The sequence below is a fragment of the Nocardia sp. CC213A genome, from assembly GCF_030766805.1.
GTDB classification, from domain to species: domain Bacteria; phylum Actinomycetota; class Actinomycetes; order Mycobacteriales; family Mycobacteriaceae; genus Nocardia; species Nocardia otitidiscaviarum.
Genome location: NZ_JASFXA010000001.1, coordinates 723,060 through 744,735, shown reverse-complemented (window position 1 = coordinate 744,735; position 21,676 = coordinate 723,060). Strand labels below are relative to the sequence as shown.

Annotated in this window: 21 protein-coding genes and 3 pseudogenes; 12 read left to right on the top strand and 12 right to left on the bottom strand. The window is 69.7% G+C overall.

From position 1 onward, the window contains the following. The first annotated feature begins 233 nt into the window (after window positions 1-233). The 4 genes from ruvX (at window position 234) to QJS31_RS03525 (ending at window position 3,649) form a co-directional block, all read left to right on the top strand. Entirely contained in the window at window positions 234-794 is a 561-nt protein-coding gene (gene ruvX, locus QJS31_RS03540) for a Holliday junction resolvase RuvX (RefSeq protein WP_372341739.1), read from the top strand. After that, window positions 791-2,245 carry an endolytic transglycosylase MltG gene (gene mltG / locus QJS31_RS03535; RefSeq protein WP_306355895.1) on the top strand — a complete coding sequence of 485 codons (1,455 nt, stop codon included), beginning with the start codon at window positions 791-793 and terminating at the stop codon, window positions 2,243-2,245. The genes ruvX and mltG overlap by 4 nt, the downstream gene beginning before the upstream one ends. Next, window positions 2,220-3,047, top strand: a complete 828-nt coding sequence (locus QJS31_RS03530; protein ID WP_372341738.1) for a shikimate dehydrogenase — start codon at window positions 2,220-2,222, stop codon at window positions 3,045-3,047. The genes mltG and QJS31_RS03530 overlap by 26 nt, the downstream gene beginning before the upstream one ends. A 95-nt stretch (window positions 3,048-3,142) precedes the next feature. Further along, entirely contained in the window at window positions 3,143-3,649 is a 507-nt protein-coding gene (locus QJS31_RS03525) for a B-4DMT family transporter (RefSeq protein WP_306355894.1), read from the top strand. A gap of 119 nt (window positions 3,650-3,768) precedes the next feature. Here the strand turns inward: QJS31_RS03525 and aroB are convergent, their stop codons facing one another. From aroB to QJS31_RS03505, 4 genes and pseudogenes are all read right to left on the bottom strand, one after another. Next, window positions 3,769-4,887: a 3-dehydroquinate synthase gene (gene aroB, locus QJS31_RS03520; RefSeq protein ID WP_306355893.1), complete on the bottom strand. Its 1,119-nt coding sequence runs from the start codon at window positions 4,885-4,887 to the stop codon at window positions 3,769-3,771. A gap of 1,478 nt (window positions 4,888-6,365) precedes the next feature. Further along, window positions 6,366-6,851, bottom strand: a pseudogene (locus tag QJS31_RS03515) (shikimate kinase); the annotation flags it as partial. An 86-nt stretch (window positions 6,852-6,937) separates the two neighbouring features. Further along, entirely contained in the window at window positions 6,938-8,143 is a 1,206-nt protein-coding gene (gene aroC / locus QJS31_RS03510; RefSeq protein WP_282785334.1) for a chorismate synthase, read from the bottom strand. Window positions 8,144-8,203: 60 nt separating this feature from the next. Beyond that, the gene (locus QJS31_RS03505) at window positions 8,204-8,830 is read right to left on the bottom strand and encodes a prepilin peptidase (RefSeq protein WP_306355892.1); all 627 of its coding nucleotides are present in this window, start codon (window positions 8,828-8,830) and stop codon (window positions 8,204-8,206) included. A gap of 169 nt (window positions 8,831-8,999) precedes the next feature. Between QJS31_RS03505 and QJS31_RS03500 the strand changes: the two genes are divergently transcribed. The 6 genes from QJS31_RS03500 to QJS31_RS03475 all read left to right on the top strand — a co-directional run bounded on the left by QJS31_RS03500 (window position 9,000) and on the right by QJS31_RS03475 (window position 13,243). Beyond that, window positions 9,000-10,121: a Xaa-Pro peptidase family protein gene (locus tag QJS31_RS03500; protein WP_282786312.1), complete on the top strand. Its 1,122-nt coding sequence runs from the start codon at window positions 9,000-9,002 to the stop codon at window positions 10,119-10,121. A gap of 34 nt (window positions 10,122-10,155) precedes the next feature. Continuing rightward, window positions 10,156-10,719 carry an elongation factor P gene (gene efp / locus QJS31_RS03495; protein ID WP_029924386.1) on the top strand — a complete coding sequence of 188 codons (564 nt, stop codon included), beginning with the start codon at window positions 10,156-10,158 and terminating at the stop codon, window positions 10,717-10,719. Between the two features lie 19 nt (window positions 10,720-10,738). Next, a complete protein-coding gene (nusB, locus tag QJS31_RS03490; protein ID WP_282786310.1) occupies window positions 10,739-11,257 on the top strand; it encodes a transcription antitermination factor NusB in 519 nt (172 codons plus the stop codon). Then, window positions 11,258-11,515 (top strand): YciI family protein, encoded by a 258-nt coding sequence (locus QJS31_RS03485; RefSeq protein WP_221937836.1) that lies wholly within the window; start codon window positions 11,258-11,260, stop codon window positions 11,513-11,515. A 481-nt stretch (window positions 11,516-11,996) separates the two neighbouring features. Next, window positions 11,997-12,620 carry an RNA polymerase sigma factor gene (locus QJS31_RS03480; protein ID WP_282781174.1) on the top strand — a complete coding sequence of 208 codons (624 nt, stop codon included), beginning with the start codon at window positions 11,997-11,999 and terminating at the stop codon, window positions 12,618-12,620. Window positions 12,621-12,661: 41 nt separating this feature from the next. After that, window positions 12,662-13,243: a hypothetical protein gene (locus QJS31_RS03475; RefSeq protein ID WP_282781175.1), complete on the top strand. Its 582-nt coding sequence runs from the start codon at window positions 12,662-12,664 to the stop codon at window positions 13,241-13,243. Window positions 13,244-13,438: 195 nt separating this feature from the next. Here QJS31_RS03475 and QJS31_RS03470 read toward each other — a convergent pair whose 3' ends face one another. From QJS31_RS03470 to QJS31_RS03455, 4 genes and pseudogenes are all read right to left on the bottom strand, one after another. Further along, window positions 13,439-14,071, bottom strand: coding sequence for an NUDIX domain-containing protein (locus QJS31_RS03470; RefSeq protein ID WP_306355891.1), 633 nt, complete (start codon window positions 14,069-14,071; stop codon window positions 13,439-13,441). Window positions 14,072-14,080: 9 nt separating this feature from the next. Next, window positions 14,081-15,334, bottom strand: coding sequence for an adenylosuccinate synthetase (locus tag QJS31_RS03465; RefSeq protein ID WP_282781177.1), 1,254 nt, complete (start codon window positions 15,332-15,334; stop codon window positions 14,081-14,083). A 12-nt stretch (window positions 15,335-15,346) separates the two neighbouring features. Then, window positions 15,347-16,301: pseudogene (locus QJS31_RS03460) on the bottom strand (hypothetical protein). A gap of 154 nt (window positions 16,302-16,455) precedes the next feature. After that, complete coding sequence (locus QJS31_RS03455; protein WP_282781179.1) at window positions 16,456-16,908, bottom strand: SgcJ/EcaC family oxidoreductase; 453 nt, start codon at window positions 16,906-16,908, stop codon at window positions 16,456-16,458. A 132-nt stretch (window positions 16,909-17,040) separates the two neighbouring features. On the opposite strand from QJS31_RS03455, the gene QJS31_RS03450 reads away from it, so the two are divergent. Together QJS31_RS03450 and QJS31_RS03445 are read left to right on the top strand one after the other, a co-directional pair. Continuing rightward, window positions 17,041-17,589 carry a DUF4334 domain-containing protein gene (locus QJS31_RS03450; RefSeq protein WP_372341742.1) on the top strand — a complete coding sequence of 183 codons (549 nt, stop codon included), beginning with the start codon at window positions 17,041-17,043 and terminating at the stop codon, window positions 17,587-17,589. A gap of 51 nt (window positions 17,590-17,640) precedes the next feature. After that, on the top strand, window positions 17,641-18,870 hold the full coding sequence (locus tag QJS31_RS03445; protein WP_282781182.1) for an FAD-dependent oxidoreductase: 1,230 nt from the start codon (window positions 17,641-17,643) through the stop codon (window positions 18,868-18,870). A 21-nt stretch (window positions 18,871-18,891) separates the two neighbouring features. Here the strand turns inward: QJS31_RS03445 and QJS31_RS03440 are convergent. The 4 genes and pseudogenes from QJS31_RS03440 to QJS31_RS03425 form a co-directional block, all read right to left on the bottom strand. After that, window positions 18,892-19,461: pseudogene (locus QJS31_RS03440) on the bottom strand (aldo/keto reductase); the annotation flags it as partial. A gap of 33 nt (window positions 19,462-19,494) precedes the next feature. Beyond that, window positions 19,495-20,319: a carboxymuconolactone decarboxylase family protein gene (locus tag QJS31_RS03435; RefSeq protein ID WP_282781184.1), complete on the bottom strand. Its 825-nt coding sequence runs from the start codon at window positions 20,317-20,319 to the stop codon at window positions 19,495-19,497. Between the two features lie 47 nt (window positions 20,320-20,366). Beyond that, window positions 20,367-20,996, bottom strand: a complete 630-nt coding sequence (locus QJS31_RS03430) for an alpha-ketoglutarate-dependent dioxygenase AlkB (protein ID WP_306355890.1) — start codon at window positions 20,994-20,996, stop codon at window positions 20,367-20,369. Window positions 20,997-21,050: 54 nt separating this feature from the next. After that, on the bottom strand, window positions 21,051-21,662 hold the full coding sequence (locus QJS31_RS03425; protein WP_306355889.1) for a hypothetical protein: 612 nt from the start codon (window positions 21,660-21,662) through the stop codon (window positions 21,051-21,053). Between the last annotated feature and the right edge of the window lie 14 nt (window positions 21,663-21,676).

The following is a 21,676-nucleotide window of genomic DNA, read 5'->3' as shown; positions in this document are numbered from 1 at the left end:
TCCATCGCGGGCCGCGGCGGCGGCAAGCCGGAGATGGCGCAGGGCGCGGGCTCGGACCCGTCGGGAATCGCGGCCGGGCTGGCCGCGGTGCGGGCACGGGTGGCCGAGCTCGCGGGCTGATGGCCGAATCCGATTCACCACGGTCGGGCGTCCACGGTGACGCCCGACCCGTACCGGGCGCGGCTGCGCCGGGGGTCGTACCAGGCGCGGATCCGGGCCGGGACGCACCGGGCGTGCCGCATCGTGAACCGGCGTCCGGATCGACATCCGGATCGGCGTCGGCGACAGCGCCGTCACGTCCCGACCTCGCCCGGGATCCGGGCCGAGGGCGGCGGATCGGCATCGATGTCGGCACCGTGCGCATCGGCGTCGCGGCCTCGGATCCCGACGGCATCCTCGCCACGCCCGTGGAGACCGTGCAGCGGGCGAAACAGATACCCAAGGGTGCGATTGCCCCCGAACTCACCCGCATTGCGGATATTGTGCGGGAGTACGAGGCCGTCGAGGTGATCGTCGGTCTGCCACGCACGCTGCGCGGAGAGAACGGATCGTCGGCCAAGCTCGCCACCGTATTCGCTGAGCGTTTGCGGAGACTGGTAGCTCCCGTCCCGGTGCGGCTTTCCGACGAACGTTTGACTACGGTGTCTGCTGCACGCGCCTTGCGGGACAGTGGAGTTCGCGCGCGCGGGCAGCGGCGGGTCATCGATCAGGCGGCCGCCGTATCGATCCTGCAAGGCTGGTTGGACGAACGGAGTGCGCTTGTGAAGTCGGTCGACCGCGGGGATGATGCATGACGGACCGCTGGACTCGAGCCGAGGAACGCTACCGGCAGGACGCCGAGCGTCGATACCGCCGCGACGATCTCGACTGGGACGAGGTGGCCGACGACTACGAGGACGACACCACCGTCATCCCGCGCTACACGGATGCGGACGAGCCGCCGCGGCGAAACACCATGCGCCGCGCCGGAGACCGCTCCCGGCGCGCCGAAACCGGCTCGGAGACAGGGACTTCCGGACGGCGCGCCGGTGCCGCGGGTGGCCGCTCCGGCTCCCGCTCGGGCACGCAGCGCGGCCGCCGCTCCTCGCGGGTGGCCTCGCGCAAGGCGGCCGAGCGCAAACGGCGGCGGCGCAATATCTGGATCTTCACCTTCGTCTTCGCCGTACTGTTCGCCGGCGCCGCCGGATTCGCGCTGCTGAAGGTGATGAACCGGTACACCCCGCCGGAGGATTTCGCCGGTCCGGCCGGTCCGGTCGCGGTGGTGCGCGTGCAGCCGGGCGAAACCGCCAGCGAGATCGCCGAAACCATGTACGACAAGGGTGTCGTCGCCAGCACGGCCGCCTTCTACGAGGCCGCGGTCAAGAACGACGGCATGAACTCCCTGCAACCCGGCTACTACGCCATCCCGACGCACAGCCCGGCCGCCGACGCCGTGGCGGCCCTGGTCGGCAACTCGTCGCGGGTCGGGAATGTGGTGCTGTCCGAGGGGCGGCAGCTGCACGACTCCACTGATGTGCACACCGGCGCGCGCAAGGACGGCATCTACCGCAAGATCGCCGACGCCAGCTGCGTATCCGGCAAATGCGTCAGCTATGAGCAGTTGGAGGCGGCCGGCGCGAGCGATCCGGTCGCGCTCGGAGTGCCGGAGTGGGCACTGGAACGGGTGCGCACCGTACCCGACCGCAGCCGCCAGCTGGAGGGACTGATCGCCGCGGGCACCCTGGACTTCGATCCCAGCGGCACCCCCGAGCAGATCCTGAAACAGCTGGTGTCGGAGAGCGCCGCGCGGTACGAGGAGACCGGCCTGCTGCAATCCGGCGGCGCCAACGGCCTCACCCCCTACGAAACCCTGGTCGCCGCCTCGCTGGTGGAGCGGGAAGCCCTGCCGAACGATATGTCGAAGGTGGCGCGGGTCATCGTGAACCGCCTGGAGGTCGGGCAGCCGCTGCAATTCGACTCCACGGTCAACTACACCCTGGACAAGACCGAGGTGGCCACCACCGACGCCGACCGGGCCCGCGAGACACCGTGGAACACCTACGCCATGTCCGGCCTGCCCGCCACACCGATCTCCGCGCCGTCGCTGGATGCCTTGCGCGCCATGGAGAATCCCGAACCGGGGCCGTGGCTGTACTTCGTGACCATCGACAAGCAGGGGACCACCCTGTTCACCGAAAGCTACGGTGAGCACCTGCGCAATATCACCAAGGCCCAAGAAAGTGGAATTCTCGACAGTGGACGGTGAGGTTCGCCGGGCGGCCGTACTGGGCAGCCCGATATCGCATTCGCGTTCGCCGCAGCTGCACCTGGCAGCCTACCGCGCACTCGGCCTGGACTGGACCTACGACCGCGTCGAATGCACCGCGGAACAGCTGCCCGGCTTCGTCGACGGACTCGGACCCGAATGGGTGGGCCTGTCGGTGACCATGCCCGGCAAGGTCGCGGCCCTCGACTACGCCACCGAGCGCACCGATCGGGCCGAACTCGTCGGCTCCGCCAACACCCTGGTGCGCACCGACACCGGGTGGCGCGCGGACTGCACCGATGTGGACGGCGTGCGCGGCGCGCTCGCGGGCGGCGGCGTCGTGGAGGTGGCGCGGGCGGTGGTGCTCGGCGCGGGCGGTACCGCGCGACCCGCCCTGCTGGCGCTGGCCGATCTGGGCGCGCACACCGTCACCATTGTGGCCCGGGACCGGGGGCGGGCGGCCGATACCCTGGATCTGGCGGCGCGGCTCGGCATGTCGGCCGAGGTCATCGGCTTCGATGCGGAGGCACTGGGATTCGTGTGCTCCGATGTCGACGCCGTGGTCAGCACGGTGCCCGCGGCCGCGGCGGCGACCGTGGCGGATGCCGTCGCGCAGGCGCCGGTGGTGCTCGACGCCATCTACGATCCGTGGCCGACGCCGCTCGCCGCCGCCGTGGCGCGCGCCGGCCACACCGTGGTGAGCGGGCTGCAGATGCTGCTGAACCAGGCATACGGTCAGGTGGAGCAGTTCACCGGGAAGCCGGCTCCGCGCGCGGCCATGGCGGCCGTACTGGAATCGTGAGCGGCACCGTCACGGCCGCGGCGCTGCGCGAATGAGCGAGATTCTGCAACGGGTTCCAGTTCAGTGTCGGGGCCGGACAGGCTAGGGTGATCGACATGAATGCGTGGGTGTTGCGCGCCGTGGGTCTCGGAGCGCTGACCGTGGTGCTGCGTACCGTGCTCGGCTTCGCCATGGTGTACTGGCCGACCAACGGCTCCTGGATGCGCCCGCTGGGGCTACTCGTCCTCATCGCCGCCGTCATCGCCTGGGGCTACCTCGACGGCCGCGCCGACGCCACCTCCGGGACCGGCGACGACCTCACCATGCGCTGGCTGAAGGCGGGCCTGGCGGGCGGCATCGGCGGCGGGGCGGTCGCCTGGCTGCTCGACTTCCTGCCCGAATTCGACCTCGGCGATCAGGGCCTGCTGTTCGAGCTCACCTTCGGGGCGTCGTTCATCGTCCTGCTGATCTTCATCCCCGGTGTGCTCGGCGTGGCGCTCGGCCGCTACCTGGTGCGGCGCAAGGAGAACGCCGGCGGTTCCGTCGCCGACACCGGTGCCGATGTAGACGCCGGTTCCGATGCCGACACCGTCGCGCTGACCAAGGACTCCGCCAACGCCTGAGTGGCGGAACACCCGTCGGCCGCCCCACACTCGCGTGCGGGCGGCCGATTCGTTTCCGGCGGGCGGTGCCGCTGCCGGTGGGTTCCGCGGCGTGGAACCGGCCGCGGAACCCATCCCTCTCAGAGCAGAATCGCGCTGCCGCCCGAATTCTCGTTGCGGGCGACCGCGGAGTAGGCGGCGGCCATGAGCGAGGGGTCCGGACCCTCCAGGCGGCCCGGCTTGGCGAGGCCGTCCAGGACCACGAAGCGGATGACGCCGGAGCGCGTCTTCTTATCGGTCTGCATGGACTTCAGCAGTTCGGGCAGCGCGTCGGCGTCGTAGCTGATCGGCAGGCCGATGCTGGACAGGATGGCCGCGTGGCGGTCGGCGGTGGCGTCGTCGAGCCGGCCCGCCAGGCGGCCCAGTTCGGCGGCGAAGACCAGACCGACCGAGACGGCCGCACCGTGCCGCCACCGGTAGCGCTCCCGGCGTTCGATGGCGTGGCCCAGCGTATGTCCGTAGTTGAGGATCTCGCGCAGGTCGGATTCCTTCAGGTCGGCGGCCACCACATCGGCCTTGACCTGGATGGCGCGCCGGATCAGTTCGGGCAGCACCTCGCCGGTCGGGTCCAGCGCGGCCTGCGGATCACGCTCCACCAGCTCGAGAATGACCGGATCGGCGATGAATCCGGCCTTGATGATCTCGGCCATGCCCGCGACGATCTCATTGCGCGGCACGGTTTCCAGCGTGGCCAGATCGACCATGACGGCGGACGGCTCGTGGAAGGAGCCGACCAGATTCTTGCCCGCCTCGGTATTGATGCCGGTCTTGCCGCCGACCGCCGCGTCCACCATGGCCAGCAGCGTGGTCGGCACGTGGACGATGCTCACGCCGCGCATCCAGGTGGCCGCCACGAAGCCGGCCAGATCGGTGGCCGCGCCGCCGCCCAGGCTGATCACGACATCCTTGCGGGTCAGGCCGATTCGGCCCAGCACCTCCCAGCAGAATCCGGCCACCGCCAGATCCTTACCGGCCTCCGCATCCGGAATCTCCACCCGGTGCGCGTCGATCCCCTTGTCGGCGAGGGCCTGTCGCACCACCTCGGCGGTCTCGGCCAGCGGCGGCTGATAGAAGATGGCCACCGTCCGCACCCCGGACTTCCCGGTCACCTGCTCGACCAGATCCCCCAGCAGCCCCCGCCCGATGATCACCGGATACGGGTCGGCCGTGCGGACGTCGATACGGGTCGGCTCGCTCATCAGTGCTCCGATTCTTCTCGTGCGAATTGTGCTGGGCTCTCACCCGTTTCCCGTTGCTCGCCCCGAGCCTCCCGGGCCCGCCGCGCCCGCGCCCTGCGCGCCCGCGCCCGCCGAGACCGCCCCGGGGAAGTGGATTCGACCGCGCCGGCGTCGGCGGTGACGCCTGGAGTTCCCGTGTCGCCCGGGGTGTTTGCGCCGCGCGTGCCGCCGCTGCCGTCGTCCTCCGCGCCGACAGCCGCGGTGTGCCCAGAACTCGGTCCGCCGCCCGCACTGTCCGACCGTAGCCGGATACGCGTTTCCGCCACAGCGGGACCGGGCGTCGAGCCCTCGTGCGCAGTGATGGGATCGCCGCCGACGGAGTCGGTCCCGGAGGATCCCCCGGGGCTGCGGAGTCGGTGGCGACTGTGGGTCGAATCCTGGTCACCACCAGGCGCATTCACCGTGGCCCGACCGGGCGTGTCTGCAGTGGAACGGTCGGCTGTGCGGGCGGGTGCGTTCGGGCTGTCGGAGGCGTGATCGGATTGCGTGGGACCCGTCGTGCCGCCAGGGTGATGTGCACCGCCGTGGGCGGGTTCATCGCCGCCGGGCGTGGTGGTTGCCCGACCGGAGGCGTCCGCTGTCCCGGCCGGTGCCCGCGATCTGTCGAACGGGCGATCGGCCCTGGACTCGATATCGCTGGGATCGGTCTTCTCCAGCTGTGCGTTCCGTGGCTTCGGCGATGTCGGCTGTGCCTGCGCTGTGGCGGGATGGTGCGTCGAATGTGCGGCCTCGGCGCCCGGGGCTGGATCGGGTGTGGTTGTGGGGGTGGATATTCCGGTCTTCGCCGCGAGGTTCTCGGCGGGTGTGGTGGCGGCCGGGCCGGTGGGGCGGGTCGCCCGGCGCGATCGACGGCGGTGACCGGTGCGGCGCGACGACATCGCGGTGCTGTCGCCCGGTTGGTTCACTGTGTTGCTCGTGCCCACAGTGGGCGCGTTGGTCGAGGAAGCGGGTGTGCCGGTTGTGGAGGTGGGCGTGGTTGCGGTCGGCGCTTCGCTGGTGGTCGCGGCACCGGTTCCCGGGGTCACCTCGGGGGTGCGGCGGCGGCGCGAGCGGCGGTTGCGGCGTTTGCGCTTCGGCGCGGCGGCGCCGGTGCTCTGGTCGGACGGTTGGTCGCGGTGCTGGGCGGTCCCGGGGGAGGAACCCGAATCCGTTACGGCGGCAGGTGGAGTCGTGCCGGGTGAAGCAGCGGTGGCTGAGTCTGTGCGGGCAGGCGTGGCGTGGGTCGCACCCGAGGTGGCTGGGTCGGAACTGCCCGGGTCCGCGGTGACTGGATCCGCGGTGATGTGGGCCGAGGCGGCTTCGGTGGCCGGGGCGGGGGTCTGTGCTTCGCTTCGGCCCCGTCCGCGGCGGCGTCGGCGGCGGGCGCGGGAGCGGCCGCTCGGGGTGGGGGTGGGGCCGGTGGGTTCGGTGGGGTCCGGCTTCTCGGTGGGTTCGATGCCGAGTTTGGCCAGGATCATGCGGACCACGCGGCCGGGGCTGCGGCCGTCGGTGCGGACGCGGATGGTCGCCACCTCGCGGTAGAGCGGGCGGCGGATCTTCATCAGCTCGCGGTACTTCCTGGCCGGATCGTCGCCGGTGAGCAGGGGGCGGTTGGTGCTGGCACCGGTGCGCCGGAGTCCTTCGCCCACACTGATTTCCAGGTAGATGACGGTGCGGCCGCGCAGCACCGCGCGGGTAGCGGCGGACAGCACCGACCCGCCGCCGAGGGAGATGACACCGTGCCCGGCGAGGACGGCCTCGCGGACCACCTCTTCCTCGATCCGGCGGAACTCGGGTTCACCGTCGGCGGCGAAGATCTCCGGGATGGTGCGTCCGGTGCGCTCTTCGATGCCGGCGTCGGTGTCGTAGAGTTCCAGCCCGAGTTCGCGGGCCAGCTTGCGGCCGATGGTCGATTTGCCCGCACCGGGTGGACCCACCAGCACCACCGAGAGCGCGGGCGCCGCGTTGCCGGTCGTCGGTTCCGTCTCCGCCGGGGCCGCGGCGGCGGCCTCCGACGGATCGGTCGCATCGGTCACCGCGGTGTATTGCCCGGAATGTGCGGCCGGGCGTTGATGCGCTTCAGGTAGCTGTTCAGGTTGTCGACGGTCTCGGCCAGCGAGTCGCCACCGAACTTCTCCAGCGCGGCCTGCGCGACCACCAGGGCGACCATGGCCTCGGCCACCACACCCGCGGCGGGCACGGCGCACACATCGGAGCGCTGGTGAATGGCCACGGCCTCGCCGCCGGTGGACATGTCGACGGTGGACAGCGCCCGCGGCACCGTGGAGATGGGCTTCATGGCCGCCCGCACCCGCAGCGCCTCGCCATTGGTCATCCCGCCCTCGAGTCCGCCCGCGCGGTTGGTCGAGCGCAGCACGCCGTCGGGGCCGGGCTGCATCTCGTCGTGCGCCTGGCTGCCGCGGCGGCGCGCGGTCTCGAAACCGTCACCCACCTCGACACCCTTGATGGCCTGAATCCCCATCAGGGCGGCCGCGAGTCGCGCGTCGAGACGGTCCTGGCCGCTGATGAACGATCCCAGACCGATGGGCAGGCCCTCGATCACGACCTCCACCACACCGCCGAGGGTGTCGCCGTCCTTCTTGGCGGCCTCGATCTCGGCGATCATGGCGGCCTCGGCGTCGGCGTCGAACGCGCGCACCGGGCTGGCGTCGATGGCGTCGAGATCGGCGGCGGAGGGCACCACGCCGGTGGTGTTGGCCGCGGTGCCGATGGACACCACATGCGAGATCACCTCGACCCCGAGGGCCTGGCGCAGGAAGTTCTTGGCCACGGTGCCCGCGGCGACGCGGGCGGCGGTCTCGCGGGCGCTGGCGCGCTCGAGCACATTGCGAGCGTCGTCGAAGCCGTACTTGAGCATGCCCGAGTAGTCGGCGTGCCCGGGCCGCGGCCGGGTGAGCGGGGCATTGCGCGCCAGCTCGGCCAGTTCGGCCTCGTCCACCGGGTCGGCGGACATGACCTGGGTCCACTTGGGCCACTCGGAGTTGGCCACCTCGATGGCGACCGGGCCGCCCATGGTCTTGCCGTGGCGCACCCCGCCGACCATCGTGACCACATCGGCCTCGAACTTCATGCGCGCGCCGCGGCCGTAGCCGAGGCGGCGTCGGGCCAGCTGCGCGGCCACATCGGCGGAGGTCACCTCGACACCGGCCACCATCCCCTCGAGGATCGTGACGAGAGCAGGGCCATGGGATTCTCCGGCAGTTATCCAGCGCAACACGGGCACCATCTTTCCATGGGAATACCGTCGCACCGACACGCGGTCCGGCATACGGCGACGTCAGCGTGTCAGCATGATCGCCGCCACACTCGCCGCGCACATGGCGGCACCGTGCGCGAGGGTTGCGGGCGGCACGGCGACGACGGGCGACATCGGCCGCGGAAGGCCGCGCTCCGCTAGCTCCGCACGCGAGCCGATGAGGCTGTCCCCGGGTGCTGCCCGGCGCGGACCGCCGGCCGGAGGCCCGCCCGTGCGGCTCGGATGCGCCACGGGATCGGCCGTCGCCCACGCCGCTGCACCCGCGAGTGGGCACCGGCCGCCGGGGCGTGCCCGGGCAGCCAGCAGGGTGCCCGCGCCCGCGAGGGCGGTGAGCAGCGGTGCTGTGATGGCCGCCCACACCCACGCCTGCGCGCCCGCGAGCGCGCAGGCGCCGCCCAATCCGAGGGCGAGTTTCACATCCCCGGCACCGAGTGCGGACGGCATCGTCAGATGAATCAATAGGTAGGGGACCGCCAGCAGCAGCGCGCCGACCAGCGCGACCGCCCACCGGCCGTCGAGCCAGGCGTATCCGAGCACCACCGCGGCGCCCGGCAGCGTCAGCAGGTTCGGCAGCCGCCGGCGGCGTAGATCCGCGGCGCCGAGTGCCGCACACCAGGTGAGAAGTCCGAGCAGCGGGATCGGGTCCATGTCTACGAGACTGCCGCGCCGCACTCCCACGCGGGCGCCCCGAACGCGAATTGTGGACAACTACCTCGGATGTGGACAACGTCTGTTCCCGTCGGCGACCCTCGTCGTGACCGGGCGGTTCCCCGCGTTGCGGGTCGGTGTCGCGGCGTGTCGGCTGTAGCTTGGACGCATGGCTGATCACGATCCCGGCCCGCGCCCCAACTACGCACTGCGGCGGGCCGCGCTGCGGGACCTGCTGGTGGAGAACCGGGTCGACGCGCTCCTGGTGACCGACCTGATCAATATCCGCTACCTGACCGGATTCACCGGCTCCAATGCCGCGCTGCTGGTGTATGCCTGGGACACCACCGAGGACCGGACCGTCATCTGCACCGACGGCCGCTACCGCACCCAGGTGGCCGAGCAGTCGCCGGACCTGCGGGCGGAGATCAACCGGGCCAGCGCGCGCCGCGTGGTCGAGATCGCGGGGGAGTGGCAGACCGGCCGAGTCGGCTTCGAGAGCCATGTCGTCACCGTCGAGCAGCATCGCGCCTTCCTGGCCCAGGCCACCGGCCTGGATCTGGTTCCGGTCTCGGGCCTGGTCGAACAGCTGCGGATGGTCAAGGACGCCTTCGAGGTGCACCAGCTCGCGGCCGCCTGCACCGCCGCCGACACCGCGCTGGCCGCCCTGCTGGAACGCGGCGGCCTGCGTCCCGGTCGCACCGAACGCCAGGTGGCCCGCGAACTGGAATGGCTCATGTTCGAACACGGCGCGGAGGCCGTGGCCTTCGAGACCATCGTGGCCACCGGCGTGAATTCGGCCGTCCCGCATCACCGCCCGACCGGGGCGGAACTGGCCACCGGCGACTTCGTGAAGATCGACTTCGGGGCCGTGGTGGGCGGCTACCACTCCGATATGACCCGCACCTTCGTCCTCGGCCACGCCTCGGACTGGCAGCGCGAGATCTACGACCTGGTGCTGCGCTCGCAGCGGGCGGGCCGCGAGGCGCTGGCGCCGGGAGTGGCGACGAAAGCGGTGGATGCCGCGTCCCGCGCGGTCATCGAGGCCGCGGGCTACGGCGAGCTGTTCGTGCACGGCCTCGGACACGGCGTCGGCCTGCGGATCCACGAAGCACCCGGAATCGCCAAAACGGGCACAGGTACACTGCTGGATGGCGTGGCGGTGACCGTCGAGCCAGGTGTGTATTTCCCCGGCCGCGGCGGCGTCCGGATCGAGGATACGCTCGTGGTTCGCAAGGGGGGCCCCGAACTGCTCACCCACACCAGCAAGGACCTGACCGTCGTCGACTGACGCGGTTGCCCGACTATGAGGAGATCCGAAGACAGTGGCGGACACCAGCGACTTCAAGAACGGCCTCGTGCTGAAGATCGACAATCAGCTCCAGCAGATCGTCGAATTCCAGCACGTCAAGCCGGGTAAGGGTCCCGCCTTCGTGCGCACCAAGCTGAAGAACGTCGTCTCCGGCAAGGTTGTCGACAAGACCTTCAACGCCGGTGTGAAGGTCGAGACCGCGACCGTCGACCGTCGCGATATGACCTACCTCTACCACGACGGCTCGGACTACATCTTCATGGACGGCGAGACCTTCGACCAGATCCACCTGGGCGAGAACATCGTCGGCAAGGCGGGCGGCTTCCTGCTGGAGAACATGGGCGTGCAGATCGCCATGTACGAGGGTGAGGCGCTGTTCATCGAGCTCCCCGTCTCCATCGAGGTCGAGGTCACCCACACCGAGCCGGGCCTGCAGGGCGACCGCTCCAGCGCGGGCACCAAGCCCGCCACCATCGAGACCGGGGCCGAGGTGCAGGTTCCGCTGTTCATCAATGTCGGCGACAAGCTGAAGGTCGACACCCGCGACGGCAGCTACATCAGCCGCGTCAACTCCTGACGCGCGGATAATGGTGACCGTGGCCGATCAGCCCGTGGACAAGAAGTCGAACTACAAGAAGCTGGGTGCGCGGCACAAGGCGCGCCGCCGCGCGGTGGACCTGCTGTTCGAGGCCGAGGCGCGCGACATCGACCCGGCGGAGCTCACCGCCGAGCGGGTGGCGCTGGCCCTGCGCGATGACGCGGTCGCGCCCGTGAACCCCTACACCCGGGTCCTGGTCGAAGGCGTGGCCGACGATCTGGACCGGGTGGACGCCACCATCGAGTCCTACCTGCAGGATTGGACGCTGTCGCGGCTGCCCGCCGTGGACCGCGCCATTCTGCGGGTGGCGGTGTGGGAGCTGTTCCACGCCAACGACGTTCCGCCGGTGGTGGCGGTGGACGAGGCGGTGGAACTGGCCAAGGAGCTGTCCACCGACGACTCCCCGTCCTTCATCAACGGCGTGCTCGGCCGCGTGGTGGAGGTGGCGCCGCAGGTGCGCGCCGCCGCCGCGGCCACCCGCGCCAGCGCCCCCGCCGACCCGTCCGACGAGGCGTAAGTGCGCAAATATCTCGTACTGGCCATGCGCACCCCGCGCTTCGACCGGTCCGTCGTCGAACCGCATCGAGCCTGGCTCGATGCGGTTCGTTCGCGCGGGCAGCTTGTGGAGACCGGCGCGTTCACCGACGGCTCCGGCGGCGCCTACGTGATCACCGCCGAAAACCTGGACGCCGCACGCGAACTCGTCCACACCGATCCCATCCACACCACCGGGTCCTCGGAACTGACCGTCTACGAGTGGGAGATCACGGGCTGAGGTCGCTCGTTCGGAGCGCCGCACCGCCCCGGGCAGGGCATCGACGGGTTACCCGTTTCGAAATCGGGTACAGAAAAGCGCGTTTGCGACGAAAGCGACCGCTTGGCTGAATTCATCGCTCTCGGACTTGCGCGGCGTGTCATATGCGGCGCGCCGGTACTCCTCAATTTCGAGCACCCCTTTGGCGAATAATCGGCATGACAATCTCATCCGGCTGGCCGGTGCTCGTCCAGCAGGTCGCGATATGGCCCACGATTGGACTGGCTGGTATGGCGATCGGGTACCAATTGCTTGTCTGCGCCCGAGAATGGCAGCGCCACTGCGTGATTCGTACTATCTTGCGATGCGCGCCCCGGGGGAGCCGGGTGGTCTCCGCCCGCACGTGTCCAGGGGGAGGATTATCCGCTCTCGTCGTGGAGGTGGGTCCGCGACCGATCTACCTGCACCGCGCTCTGGTCGGCCTGGAGGAGATGGTTGCCGAATGACCGACGTCGGATGGCCGGAGAATGATTTCAGCGGATCGAGCGTGGCGTTCGACAATCTGTTCAAGACGTTCAGCCCCATGGTTTATCACTACGCGTACAAGGCACTCCGGGGGGATTCCGACCGCGCCGGCGATATCGTGCAGCAGGTCTTCGGCGCCGTATGGGACCAGTTCGACCGAGATTTCGCGCGAGCGGACGAAGACGGAGCCCGACGGTTGATCTATACGATCGCCACTCGCCGGGTGGTCGATATGCACCGCCGCGCGGATCGCGTGATACCGGTGGGTGAGTGCGTCGACGGCGACTCGCTGTTCCGGAGCTCGCTCGACAACGACGATCCCCTCGATCGCATTCTGCGTGACCGCGAGCTGGAGGATCTGTTGCAGGTCCTCATGATGAATCTGAGCGAAACCGAGTATCAGATCGCGTTGATGATCTGGTCGCTGGGGCTTCTCGATGCGGAGGTCGCGGAGATCTTCGGCATCGAGCTGGTCACCGTCCGTTCCCACAAGAGCAGAGCTCGCAAGAAGATCGAGAAGATGCTGAGCCGGGGTTCTCGTCGGATCGGCTTCCCGGACATAGCGTTTCCCAGTCCACACGGAGGTGAGTTGCAGGCATGAGCGCTCCTGACCCCACGCTCGCTGCTCCCGACCGGATGCCGGTGACCATGCAGACCATCCAGCAGGCATTCCAGGATCTTGACAGTTTTCTCTCCGAACGAATCAGCGACTACCGGTACGACATCGACGCGGGTTTGGCGAAGCTGAAGCACTCGCTGGCCATGCGTGCCAGCCGAACCGCGCCGCCGGTGCGGGCGGAGGGCGCATGCCCCGAGCCGTGCGCCGCCTGTGGACCGACCCACACCGACGACACCCATGCGTGGATCGAGAGGCACCGGGGACCTGCCGTGTCCTACCTTGCGGTACTCGAAGCCTCCCCGCTCAGAATCACCAGTCGCAATACCGACGCGTTCGCCGCCTGCATCACCCGGGGAATCGACGGCGAGCGATGGTTGATCAGCTGGCTGCCGGAGATCGTGCTGACCCGCAGGCAGGTCTACAGCGCTATGGTGCTGGACGAGATCCTCATCGCACACGACCTGGACAGCGGCACCATGTTACGTGTCATGGGGGAGCTGGCCGCCGATCTCTATCTGCCGCTCGAAGACATCCTCCGCAGACTGTCGGCTGTGAAGAACCCACCACCCCGCCCGGAATGGCTGCTGCAGGCATGGCCGGGGTAGGCGAGCGTCGGCGTGGCACGGATGCGGTGTGCGCTGGCTACCGTTCGCGCCTGGCCTTCAGCGCGGTGGGCAGTGAGGTGGCCGCGCCATGGCGCGGGGCGGCGCGACCGATCGCCTGCGCGCTGCCATCCGCGGCTTGGTCGCATCGATGCCGCGGCAGCCGTAGTCGCGCGGTCGCGGTGCGGGTGTCCCGACTCAGGCGGATCGGTCGAAGGCCCAGACGGCTGCCGGGCGGCCGGTCGTCTTGACCCGCACCCGTTCCCCGGTGCGGTTCAGGCCGGGTAGTGCCGCCAGGGTGCGGTTCAGGTTGCCGGGGTCCGGGCGGGTGCCGTCGAGGGCGGTGGTGAGTTCGACGGCGCGGGTGGCCGGGAATTCCTCGCCCACCAGTGCCCTGGTGAAGACGAGGTCTTTCCAGAGCATGGCGGCGAGGAGGGTGCGGGCGGTGTCGACGATGCCGTTGTGGTCGAAGGCCAGCGGCGGTACCCGGTCGAACGGCACCCATTCGGTATCCGGGTCGCCCCGGTCGGCGACCACCGCCCACATGGCGATGGACAGGGTTGGTCCGCGCGGGTCGCGGTTGGGTTCGTCGAAGGTGACGAGTTGGCCGACCGCGGCGATGGCGTCCTCGGGGATACCGAGTTTGGTGTGGACGGCCCGGCGGGCGGCGGTGGCCAGCCGTTCACCGCGATGCAGCAGCACCCCGGGCAGGGCGAGCGCGCCGGCGAACGGATCCCATTGCCGGGCCGCGATGCCGAGCGTGACGGTGCTGTCGTCACGCCCGTAGCGCAGCGCGACGACGTCGAGTGATACGGCCGATTGCTGCTCCACGGCGATCCATCATGCCGCAGTTCGCGTGTGGATCCTACGGGCGGTGCGGTCGGGCCCGTCGGCGGCGAGCACCACGGGTACGCCGAGTCGATGCTCGAGGTAGTCGGGGATCGAGCCGGGCGGCTCCGCCAGCACCGGCACGGCGGCGGTGAGCGTGTCGGTGAGCCGCCGCTGATAGCCGAGATCCCGCCAGGGGCCGCACTCGATGCGGTCGACGACGCCGTCGACGGTGAGATAGCCAGTGGCCGTGCGAATATCGCCCACGGCGTCGAGATGGTTCACGGCGAGCCCGTCGATCCCGCCGCAGGCGTCCACGGCATAGCGCAGCAGGATCGGATCGAGGTGCCCGCGCCGGAACGCGCCCTGATATCGCCCGAATCCGTTGTGCGGTTCGGGAAATGTCAGCACCGGATCCTCGGTGGGGAACGGTCCCGCGCCGTGGCGCGTCTGATAGGCGCGGGTCACGCCGAGTACATAGCCGGGCGTGCCGAGCCGGGCGAGCATGGCGTGGGCATTCCGCGGCTCCACGGTCGACCAGGTGGTGTACGGGTGCAGGCCGCGCCATTCGTCGAGCAGCACACCCTGCGCGCCCTCGAAGACCAGACGGCCCGCGGCCGCGAATCCGGCGAGCCGATCACCCGGCACGATGGCGACAGTGCGGGCGAATTCGGTGTAGACCTCCATCAGCGCGTCCACCGGTTCGTGGTGGTGCGTCCCACCCGCGAGCAGCGGCCGGTAGTGCTCCTCCAGTGCGATGAGCTTGCGGCGCAGCACATCCGGGCGCAGGCAGTCGACCACACGCGGCGCGTCGTGGGTGAGCGCGTAATGTGCCGTCTCCCCGATGCCGATACCGCAGGAACCGTGCCGGGAGGCACCCCTCGCATTCTCCCGGCAGCGGTTGGCGGCCCCGTGTACGGGCGTGGTCAGCAGTGCCCGCCCGTCCACCGACAGCAGCGACAGCGGGTCGGCGACGCCGAGTGCCGCGAGTGCGCGGGCCTCGGTGGCGAGGGCGATCGGCTCCACCAGCATGTGCCGCGACAGCAGGGTCGGGACGCCGGAGAAGGTCCCGGACCCGAACTGCCGGAAGGTGTGCCGCCGTCCGCCCGCGACCACGGTGTGCGCGGCCTGCGCGCCACCGTTGAAACGCACCACGGCCGCCACGTCCAAGCCCGTCTCGGGTGCGCACAGCCAGTCCACGGTGGCGCCCTTCCCGGCATCGCCGAAGCCGAGATCGACCACGATGAGGTGCTTGTCGCCGAACACCGCTGTCTCCCTTCAGCTTCCGAACGTTTCGTCGCTCGATGAGGTCCCGGCGCCGCGGCCGCGCGGGAGGGTGGCCGTCGGCGCGAGCGCCGCGTGGACGGCGGCGGCCTCGGTATCGGAGCCGATATCGCGCAGATCCGCCAGACCCGCGTCCAGATCCACGCGGTCCTCGCCGATGCCGATGGTGAGGGCGATGAGTTCGCACACGGCCGCCGGATCGTCGAGGCGCAGGAACCGTTCGCCCAGCAGGTCCCGCCAATGCTCGGCGATCTGCGGATCACGGTAGTAGCTGGACTGATTCGGCAGGATGTAGTGCACGTGCCAGCGCTCGGCCAGCTCCCGATAGACCGATCGCACCGAGATGTCCTGGCGCACGGCGTCACCGATGACACCGCGAATATGGCGGGCCGCCAGCCGGGGCTTGTTCAGCTCGTCGCCGACGATGAAGAGATACCCCTGCTCGCCGCGCTTGTCCCACGCGTCGGTCGCGGTGTGCTTGGCCATGAAATACGCGGCCAATTCATAGCTTTCGGACTTCTGCCCGCCACCGCCGCCCTCCAGCAGGATGAGGCGCAACTGCTCGTCCATCCGATTGTCGGATTCGAACTGCCCGACCTGTAGCGGCACCCGATCGCAATCGGCGTCGCCGATGGCACCGAACAGGATCTGCGGATCCTCCGCGTACCCCTTGCGCCGCAACAGGCCGTGCAACCTGCCGAGCTTCTCCTGCATGATGCGCGGCACCACCCGCATCGATCCGGTGACATCGAACAGCACCGCGATGGGCAGTGACCGCGCGTGACTCCCGCACCGTGACGCCGAAGGGGTCCAGATCCGGATGCGCGGTCCACCGGTCCCAGGGTTGGGCGCGCATGGCGGCGGTGTAGCCGAAATCGTCGAGTCCGCGCGCGGCGCGGAAGATACGGGCGGCGGCGTACGCGCTGTCGTCCCAGTGGCCGTAACCCATGGTGATCACTGTCCTTTCGAGTGAGGCACATGTTTTAGACTAGATGACTAAAACGGTGCGCACCAGAGGTTGCGCCCTGTTTTTGTCGGATCAACAAAATTAAGCCCCCGGCCGGGGGTGTACGAGGACCGGCCGGGGGCTCACCGGAGCCGAACTACTCGGCCCGGGGGACCAGGGTGTTCTGCCGAACCACCGTCCACCAGCGGCCGCTCTCCTTGACCAGCACATACACGGCGACCATGGCGTGATCGGCATCGATCAGCGTCCCGGAGGCATCCGTCGCGCGCGCCCCCTTGTGCGCGATCGCGACATCCGGGCGGGGGAAGGCGATATCGAGCACGTCGTAGCGCACGTACTGGTCCCGCAGGAATCCGGCCAGTCCGGCCCGGCTCGCCTCCAGTACCGCGTCCCGCCCGTGTTGCAGGATGCCGACAGCATTGCCCACCACGGCATTCTGTGCGAGATCGGCCACCATCAACTCGGCGTCATTGGTGTTGTACGCGGTCTCGACCCGCTTGATGATCGCGGTGATGGCCGCGCGATCCGCCGTGTGATCCACGCTGGTGTCGGCTATGGCCGGTGCCGCCTGACTCGTTGTGTCGCTCATGGCTCGAGTCAACGTCCTCAACCGCACTCGAGGTCAATCCCGCCCGCCGAGGCGATGATCACAACGAGATATTGTGAGGCGATTTCTTTCATTCATTCGGTGTGGAGGCTGATGGTGACGGGGCGATTGGGTATCGACGGAGCGGAGCGGCTGCGGGAACTGCGGGGCGGGTGTACGCCGGAGCAGGCGTGGCAACTGTTCGACACCTTGCCCACCGTGCGGGTGGAGGAGATCACCGACGGGCTGTGGCGCGGGGATGAGCTGGATACCGGGCATCCGTGGCGGGGCGTCCTGGTCGAATCCGGCTGGTACGGCAAGCGCTTCGACAGCGCGGACGCGGTGCAGCCGCTGGTGTTCAGCACCCCTGACGGGCAGTTGTTCCCGGTGGATCCGCGGCGGGTCCCGCTGTTTCTGGCGGGCAAGGTGCCCGCCGCGACGCTGCGGCCGGTGCGCCGGTCGCTCGGTGTGCTGCGTCCGCTGCTGCGCGCCGGCACGCCGCGCGCTCGACTGCGTGACCTGGAATTCCGTGGCAGGTCCAGCGCCGCCATGATCTACGATCACCTGCCGATCATCGATATCTTCCGGCGCGTCGACGACCGCACGCTGCTCGGCGTCATGGATATGCGCGGACTGGAACAGCCGTACTTCTTCCTGCTCTACCGGGACTCGGCCGACCGCTAGCACCACTACCATCGGCGGAGACGGTGCGATTCCGACTCGGGAGGTGCGGCGATGGAACGCACGACCTGTCTCGTCGCCGGAGGTGGTCCGGCGGGAATGGTGTTGGGGCTGTTGCTGGCTCGCGGCGGCGTCGAGGTCACGGTACTGGAGAAGCACGGTGACTTCCTGCGCGACTTCCGCGGCGACACCGTACATCCCACCACCCTGGAACTTCTCGACGAACTCGGGCTCATGGACGAATTCGCGAAACTGCCGCAGCGGCGGCTGCGTTCGGTGCAGCTGCCGATCGGCGGCACGATGCGGACCGTCGCCACGTTCGACCGCATTCCGGGGCGATACACGTACATCGCCATGGTTCCGCAGTGGGATCTGCTGGATCTGCTGGCACGCGCCGGGGATGCCGAACCCACCTTCCGGCTGCGGATGAACACCGAGGCCACGGATCTGCTGCGGGCGGACGGCCGGGTGGCGGGTGTTCGCTACCGCACGAAAGACGGTGCGGAAGGCGAGATTCGGGCCGATCTCACGGTCGCCTGCGACGGCCGTGACTCGACGCTGCGGCGTGCCGTCGGTCTCGGGTCACGGCGCTGGGCCACACCGTTCGATGTGTGGTGGTTCCGGTTGCCGCGCAACGACACCGATCCGGCGGGTGCGGTCCCGGTGCTCGCCGCCGACCGGGTGGCCGTCCTGCTCGATCGCGGCGACTATTGGCAGGCGGCGACATTGATCGGCAAGGGCGCCGATGCGGCCCTGCGCGCGGGACCGGTCGGCGAGATCATGGACAGCATGGTCGAGGTGGTGCCCTGGCTGGCCGACCGCCGTGACGCCCTCACCGGCTGGGACGAGGTGAAACTGCTCGACGTGCAGCTCGACCGCCTGGACCGGTGGTACACCGACGGCCTGCTCTGCATCGGCGACGCCGCGCACGCCATGTCCCCGGTCGGCGGTGTCGGGATCAACCTCGCCGTCCAGGATGCCGTGGCGGCGGCGCGCATCCTCGCGCCGTCATTGCGCGCGGGCGGCGTGACGACCGCGGACCTGCGCCGGGTGCAGCGCAGACGCATCCTGCCGACCGCGGTCACCCAGGCCATGCAGCGCTTCGCCCACGCCAACGTCATCGGACCGGCGGTACGCGGCCGGGTGAACCTGTCGAATGCCGAACGACCGCCGCTGGCCCTGCGCGTCTTCCGCCGCATTCCGATCGTCCGCAGTATCCCGCCGTTTCTGGTGGGCCGGGGTGTATTACCCGAACACGCCCCGGAATTCGCGAGACGGCCCTGAAAGTCCGCTTTGCCCAGCGGATTACGCCGCGGCCACGGGCGGCGCGACCGCCGAGAGCCGCTCGAACTGCTCGTCGTTGAGCGTCACCCGCGCCGCCGCGAAGTTCTCCTCGAGATGCGCCAGTGAGGTGGTGCCCGGAATCGGCAGGACGGTGGGGGAGCGGCGCAGCAGCCAGGCCAGCGCCGTCTGCGCCGGAGTCGCCCCGACCGCCGCGGCCACGGCCGCCACCGGGCCATCCGGTGCGGCATGCGCGCCCATGGCCACCGGGAAGAACGGAATGAACGCGATCCCCGGTGCGGCAGTGTAATCCACCACATCCTCATGGTGCCGGTCGCCGAGGTTGTACAGATTCTGCACACTCGCGATCGGGGTGATGGTTGCCGCCTCCCGCAGCTGCGCCACACTCGCCTCCGACAGACCGATATGGCGTACTTTGCCCTCGTCGACCAGTTGCTTCAGCGCGCCGATCTGCTCGGCGAGCGGGACGTTCGGGTCGATGCGGTGCAGCTGGAGCAGATCGATACGGTCGAGTCCCAAACGGCGCAAACTCAATTCGGCCTGCTGGCGCAGATAGGCCGGATACCCCAGCGGTTACGCCGGGGTGGAACCCTGCCCGGCGGCGGCTCATTCCCGCCCGGCCCCGCCCCTCTCATCGCGTTCGGCGAACACCGCACGCGCGGCGGTGATTCCGTTCAGTGCCGCGGGGAATCCGGCGTACACCGCCATCTGCATGATCACTTCGACGGCCTCGGCGCGGGTGCCGCCGACATTGAGCAGCCCGTGCAGATGCACCTTCAGCTGCGGTGCGGCGGTTCCCAGCGCGGTGCACATCGCCACCGTGGCCAGTTCGCGTGACCGCAGATCCAGCCCGGGGCGGGAGTAGATGTCGCCGAAGCCGAATTCGATGATGTAGCGACCCAGGTCCGGTGCGATATCGGCCAGTGCCGCGATGACCTGTTCGCCGGCATGACCGTCTACGGCGGACAGGGTGGTGCGCCCGCGGTCGAAGCGATCGGCGGCGGCGGGCACGGTCGTCGGCGTGAAGCCGAGATCGGGCCGGGCCTGGAATGCTTCCCGCGCCACCGTGAGCGCGTTGAGCGTCGCCGGGAATCCCGCGTACAGCGAGACGTGGATGAGCACCTCGACGATCTCGCCGGGCGCGCATCCCACGTTCAGCGCGCCGTCGATGTGGAATCGCAACTGCGGCATCGCGTTTCCGAGCGCGGCCAGCGCCGCCACGGTCGCCAGCTGCCGTTGCGGCAGCGTCGGACCGGGACGGGCGTTGATATCGCCGTAGGCGAACTCGACGGTGAGGCGGGCCAGGTCGGGTGCGATATCGGCGAGGCTGTCGAGGGCCTCCGGATGCTCGGTGCCGGAGACGGCGCGCAGCACCGCCGCACCTCGCTCGAAGCGATCGGCGGCGGCAAGGGTGGATGGGATGCTGTTCATGCGACGAACCTAGGAGCTGGAGTGCGCTCCAACGCAAGATTGCCTGCTCAGCGCACCCCGCGCGGACGGAACTGGATGCTGATGCGGGGGCCGACCGGGCGGCGGGTCTTCGGCACGGCATGCTCCCAGGTGCGCTGGCAGGAGCCGCCCATGACGATCAGATCGCCGTGCCCGAGCGAATAGCGCAGGCTCGCGCCACCGCCGCGCGGGCGCAGCAGCAGGGGGCGTGCCGCGCCGACCGACACGATGGCGACCATGGTGTTGTGGGCGGCCCCGCGGCCGATGGTGTCGCCGTGCCAGGCGACGCTGTCGTTGCCGTGCCGGTAGTAGCACAGGCCCGCGGTGCGGAACGGCTCCCCGAGCTCCCGACGGTAGTGCGCGGTCAAGGCGTCCCGGGCCCGGTTCAGTATCGGATCCGGTAGGGCGCGGCCTTCCGCGTAGAAGCATTGCAGCCGGGGCACGTCCACCACGCGCTCGTACATGGGTCGCCGGTCCGCGCGCCACGGCACCTCGGCGGCCAGCCGCTCGAACAGCGCGTCCGCACCGGTGAGCCAGCCGGGCAGCACATCGACCCAGGCCCCCTCGGTCAGCACGGTGCGCCGCAGGCCGGACAGCGAGCCCAGGGCCGGCTCGCCGTCGAAGCCGTCGAGCAGCGAGCCCTGCAATGGAGTGGACATGTCATCGAATCTACGTTCGATCGAACGTATGTTCAAGCGGGTGCGTCGGGCGTGTCAGGACGCGATGCCGACGGGTGCCGTGGCGACGATCGGCCGGCTCGACCGCACCGGCAGCCACCAGCGGTCGTCCTCGATGGTGTCGCCCGCCCCGCACGAGTCCGCAGGTTCCAGCAGGTCGGCGCGCCGCAGGCCGGGGAGTACCCGGTAGGCGATCGAACCCGGCACGCAGACGAGCGCGAGAACACCCCACAGCGTGCGGGCGTACGATTCGGCCGCCGCCGGATCGTCCCACTCGTACAGTCCGCGATACCGCCCCCGCTGGTCGTGCGCGAGCCACAGCTTCGTGATCAGCCCCGGGAATCCGGCGAAGAGCAGGGTGTTGAGCAGGCTCTCCCGGCGGAACAGCGCATGGCCCGCACCGTGCACCGCGCGCAGCTGGAACTCGACGGCCAGCACACCTGGATTCCGCGCGGCGGCGCGGTCGATCACCGTCTCCCGGAAGACGCGCGCCGTGGTCCCGTCCGCGAAGTCGATGCGCGCCCCGCGATTGACCACCGGAAGGTGGATGCGTCGGCGTGCCAGCAGTTCGAGAGTCCGGATCAGACAGCGGGCCATGGCCCGGACCGTCCGCCCGACGGAGAGCCGCGCCTGCACGGAAGGATGCATTGATTCCACTCGAT